Below are 4657 nucleotides of genomic sequence, written 5' to 3'. Positions count from 1 at the left end.
TGGTTTCTCTTGCAGTCCTTCAAGCCCTTCTTCAAGGAATATTTGTACCTATTTATTCACACTGGTTCTGCTTACCTTAAGGAACTTAGCAATTTGGGTTCGAGAGTGACTATCTTTAAAATGGGCCAATGCGAGCAATCGCATCTTCATTTGAATCGATTTTTGTTGGCTAGCAAGTTTTTTGAAATCAATGTTATTGAGACTGTCCATAGCGTCATTTATCACGAAGAAGTAACAGCCTCAATTAGATCATATTTTTAGTTAGATTGGTATGAGTTGCTTTGACTACAGCATATTTTCATCAATTGGTATTCGTCACTGAGCCTATACTGCAATTCCTACCTCTAATTTATCCAGCCATTCTAGAAAGCGTTTCACATCATCACCTTTGAATATGCCCCCATGCTGTGGGCACATCATCTCGATATCGAGTTTACTGACATGTTCTATCCATTTGGATTTGGCTTTTTCTGATGGCATCCATCGTTGGTGAAAGTAGGCCATTTTTTCTTTGTGTGAGTTAAAGTCAGTAACGAAAATGGGAGCATCAAGTTTGTCTAACGCTGCTCCAATATCGCCGGACATCAAGATTTTTGCATCTGAATCATAGACTGAAAAGTTACCAGAGGAATGCATGTAGTGTGCGGGTATGAACTGTATCTCAAGCCCCGCGATAGAAACGCTCCCCCCATCATCTCTTATCGGTGAGAAGTGAATCGACTCCATACCAAAGTGACGTATAAATCCCTCCCAAAGCCATGGAGAGTGCAAAGTGGCTTTAGGCAAAGTTTTATCCCATAATCCAAGAGAGGAGATAATGTCAGGGTCCTGATGTGAGGCGAACAAATGTGTTATTTGTTCAAGTGGGACTTCTTTAACAACGCTACTCAGCATTGCAGAGAAAAGTTCGATACCACCAGGGTCAAGCAGCATAGCCTGACCGTTGTGTATGATCATATATTGGTTGGTATCGATTATCTTATCTGGCTTGTGTGGATCTCTACCAAACATTAACCACTGGTGGTTCCCCTCTTGGTAAAGAATTTCTGAACGCATAATGAAACTTCCTTGCTTATAAAAAGAGTGAGAAAAGTTTAAGTGATTGGGAAACATGAAGGCGAATGGCGTCAGAGAACTTGGTCACGCTATCCGCTATGGTATTGAGTTGCTCTCGATAGCGCTCATCGACTTGAGATGCTTCAACACTCAGCATTGTGGAAATTATCTGAGCAATACGTAACTGGTCATAAAGTTCTTGTAAAGCTTCCTGGAGGTCTTTAGCTTGCGTTCTGAATAGCTGATTAAGAAGTGTATATTCCTCTTGTGAACGTGATTTAGCACTTGATAAGCTGGCTGCGAAGCGTGCGTTACCTGCTAATACAACCACATGATCCAGCCGCTCTAGCACAAATTGAGCTCGTGTACGTTCGGTGGCGATTTGACTGAGTTGCTGCGCTTTAAGATTGATGGTGCTGGAAGAATGAAAGGTCAGTAGAACTAGCTCGTCAATTGAGTCTGTAACGGGTCGAAACCCCGCAGCACTTTGACCAGCTCTTAACGCTAATGCTCTGGCATTACTGGCAACAAGCTGAAGCTGTTTGGCAATTTTCACCCCACGATTTAGCTCTGCCGAGACTTCTGCAGCAATGACGAATAATGGTTTCTGTTCTGTGGATAGGGGCATACTTATTCTGTCACTCAGACTATTGATACTATAGGTATAGAACTGAGTTGCACACTTGCCAACTTATTGAAGAAAAATGCTCCAGTTTTGGGTGATGGATAACCAAGTAAATTTGATGAACTAGAAACGAAAAAAAAGCCGCATCAATGATGCGGCTTTTTTAATGTGGCTCCTCCTGCTGGGCTCGAACCAGCGACCTGCGGATTAACAGTCCGTCGCTCTACCGACTGAGCTAAGGAGGAACTATTCTGTGTTTCTTGCAATGCAAGACAACGTTGTAAATGGTGCCGACTACCGGAATCGAACTGGTGACCTACTGATTACAAGTCAGTTGCTCTACCTACTGAGCTAAGTCGGCGCCTAAACAACAAGCTTTCGCTTATCGTTTTAAAGTGGCTCCTCCTGCTGGGCTCGAACCAGCGACCTGCGGATTAACAGTCCGTCGCTCTACCGACTGAGCTAAGGAGGAACTATTCGGTTATTGTGTGTTAGCACAACTTAAAATAAGTGGTGCCTCGAGGCGGAATCGAACCACCGACACGAGGATTTTCAATCCTCTGCTCTACCGACTGAGCTATCGAGGCAAAAGAATGGTGCCGACTACCGGAATCGAACTGGTGACCTACTGATTACAAGTCAGTTGCTCTACCTACTGAGCTAAGTCGGCGCACTATATTCTTTTTAAATTGTCGTTCGTACGTTAAGCACCAACGACTTTAAATTCGTGGTGCCCGGAGGCGGAATCGAACCACCGACACGAGGATTTTCAATCCTCTGCTCTACCGACTGAGCTATCCGGGCGACGAGGTGTATTAAACGGTTTTTCGCTTTCTAGGTCAATATAAAAATAGAAAAAAAATATCGTTTGCTGATTTTATGCCCGCAATGAGGTGTTTTTATTCGTTTTAAACGATCGAAGTACAGTATATAGACATCTGAGCGATGCGAATTTCTCATATTAGCAAGTGAGTTTGCGTTGCTATCGAATAAAAAAAGCACGCTTTAAAGCGTGCTTTGCGTTAAATCAGCGTGAGCTTATCGCTTTACGGAAAACTTAGTAACCCAATTTTCCAATTGGTTTGCCAGCGTTGCTAGGCTACGAGTGCTGTTATGACTCTCTGTCACTACGGTTGTTAACTGATTGCCGCTGTCTTCGATCATGTTTATGCGTTTAGCAATGTCATCACTGACTTCTGTCTGCTCTGCGGCAGCGGTTGCGATTTGTTGACTCATCGTGCTAATTGACTCGAGTGCCAGTACGATTTGTTGCAGCGCCTCTGAGGCATTTTGAGACTCCACTACCGTGCTTTGACTTGTTTCGGCACACACTTCCATGGTTTGGATGGCGTTGCGAGAACCTTGTTGCAAGTTATTGATCATCAACTGGATCTCTTTAGTGCTGGATTGGGTTCTTCCTGCAAGATTACGTACTTCGTCCGCGACGACGGCAAAACCTCTTCCTTGCTCGCCCGCACGAGCGGCCTCAATGGCAGCGTTGAGGGCCAATAAGTTAGTTTGCTCTGCAATGTCTCCGATAACATCGAGGACCTTCACGATATTGTTCACGTCTTGATCAAGATCTGCCACCGCTTGGCTTGCGGTACCAAGTTGTTGGGCTAGCCCCTGAATATTGGTGACGGTATTTCTGATCAAAACTTGCGTATGCTTGCTTTGCTTGTCCGCCTCATCCGTATTGTTGGCAGTATCACTGGCAGAATCAGCGACATGGTTGGCGGACGATGCCATTTCCGTCATCGCAGTTGCAATCATCGCGGTCGATTGTTGCTGAGTTGTGGTCAGGTTAGATATCGCGTCAGAACGACTTTCAACCGAGGCCAACTCACCACGCAATGCGTACATAGAACGCTCAAGGTTGGTGATCATCTCAGCCAAAGATCGGCTCATCTCTTGCACGGCTTGGTATATGCTGCCTTGAGGTGCTTGGGTATCAAATGTGGTTTGGATTTTTCCTTTCGCCACGTCTTGCACCGCGTTTCTCACATCATTTGGTTCGCCACCTAGCAGATTGAGCATTTTGTTGATGGATACAATCAATCCACCCAGAATTGCGCCAGCAATCGCCAGACAAAGAAATAGCTGCCATTGAGCCGTTGACCAAAAGCGAGCATTCACTTCATTGAAGCCGATACCCGTACCGACAACCCAACCCCAGTGTGGGGTTCTTTCTGCGATTGAGAGTTTTTCCTCAATCGAGCCATCGGCCAGTTTTTGCGTCCAAGTATATTCCACCAGTTGGCCTGTTTTTCGGCCAAGCACATCTAGGATTAACTGGCCAACGCTGTTGCCATTACCATCTCGAAAATCATGAAAACTGGTGCCATGAAGTTGTGGATCTAATGGAGTGGCAATAAAGATCATTTTTTCATCGGCAACGTAAACATACTCATTGTCTTTGTAGATGTTATTACGCAGTAGTCGAGTGGCTAATGCTTTCGCTTCTGGCTCAGACATTTTTCCTTCTACGGCCATTTTCTCGACCTCGGTCAGGATGCTATAAGCGCTGCGAAAGAGTTCGGTTACTCGTGCTTTGTTATCTAGATTACTGGCCACCCTTAGTGTCCAAAGGCCAGTAGCGGTTAACGCGAGTAGGGCAATTAAGATAATTCCCGATAATAAATAAGCTTGTGTCTTAAGTTTCATAAAAATGCTCATATTGTAGTCACAATGAACACGGCAAATGCTTGGTTTGTCCGTTTAATTGAAATGAAATATTAATGTAGCACGAGTGAAACAAGTAGCTGCTTAGCGTCAAAGCATGATCGCGATTAAATTTATAGCGTGAAAAAAGTATAAATGGAGGAAAAGTAATGAATTGGCAGGAAAATAAAGCGCAGAAATGAAAAAAGCCAAGTCTTTCGACTTGGCTTTTAAAGGTGGCTCCTCCTGCTGGGCTCGAACCAGCGACCTGCGGATTAACAGTCCGTCGCTCTACCGACTGAGCTAAGGAGGAAC

3 protein-coding genes and 7 tRNA genes are annotated in these 4657 nt (G+C 44.7%); all 10 read right to left on the bottom strand.

The window, feature by feature from the left end; translation table 11 throughout:
- Positions 1 to 324: 324 nt before the first annotated feature.
- The 10 genes from FC652_RS19370 to FC652_RS19325 all read right to left on the bottom strand — a co-directional run bounded on the left by FC652_RS19370 (position 325) and on the right by FC652_RS19325 (position 4655).
- Complete coding sequence (locus FC652_RS19370; protein WP_176299817.1) at positions 325 to 1056, bottom strand: MBL fold metallo-hydrolase; 732 nt, start codon at positions 1054 to 1056, stop codon at positions 325 to 327.
- A gap of 16 nt (positions 1057 to 1072) precedes the next feature.
- Positions 1073 to 1684: a chemotaxis protein gene (locus FC652_RS19365; protein WP_176299816.1), complete on the bottom strand. Its 612-nt coding sequence runs from the start codon at positions 1682 to 1684 to the stop codon at positions 1073 to 1075.
- 166 nt (positions 1685 to 1850) lie between these two features.
- Positions 1851 to 1926, bottom strand: a tRNA-Asn gene (locus FC652_RS19360).
- A gap of 40 nt (positions 1927 to 1966) precedes the next feature.
- A tRNA-Thr gene (locus FC652_RS19355) sits at positions 1967 to 2042 on the bottom strand.
- 35 nt (positions 2043 to 2077) lie between these two features.
- A tRNA-Asn gene (locus tag FC652_RS19350) sits at positions 2078 to 2153 on the bottom strand.
- Positions 2154 to 2192: 39 nt separating this feature from the next.
- Positions 2193 to 2268, bottom strand: a tRNA-Phe gene (locus tag FC652_RS19345).
- A gap of 7 nt (positions 2269 to 2275) precedes the next feature.
- Positions 2276 to 2351, bottom strand: a tRNA-Thr gene (locus tag FC652_RS19340).
- Between the two features lie 58 nt (positions 2352 to 2409).
- Positions 2410 to 2485: transfer RNA gene (locus FC652_RS19335), tRNA-Phe, on the bottom strand.
- A gap of 234 nt (positions 2486 to 2719) precedes the next feature.
- On the bottom strand, positions 2720 to 4345 hold the full coding sequence (locus tag FC652_RS19330; RefSeq protein ID WP_176299815.1) for a methyl-accepting chemotaxis protein: 1626 nt from the start codon (positions 4343 to 4345) through the stop codon (positions 2720 to 2722).
- A 234-nt stretch (positions 4346 to 4579) separates the two neighbouring features.
- Positions 4580 to 4655: transfer RNA gene (locus FC652_RS19325), tRNA-Asn, on the bottom strand.
- Positions 4656 to 4657: the final 2 nt, after the last annotated feature.

Origin of the sequence: Vibrio sp. 05-20-BW147, from assembly GCF_013369385.1 — a bacterium.
Taxonomy (GTDB): Bacteria; Pseudomonadota; Gammaproteobacteria; order Enterobacterales; family Vibrionaceae; genus Vibrio; species Vibrio floridensis.
Note: the sequence above shows the minus strand (reverse complement) of the source record. Positions and strands in the feature narration are given on the sequence as shown.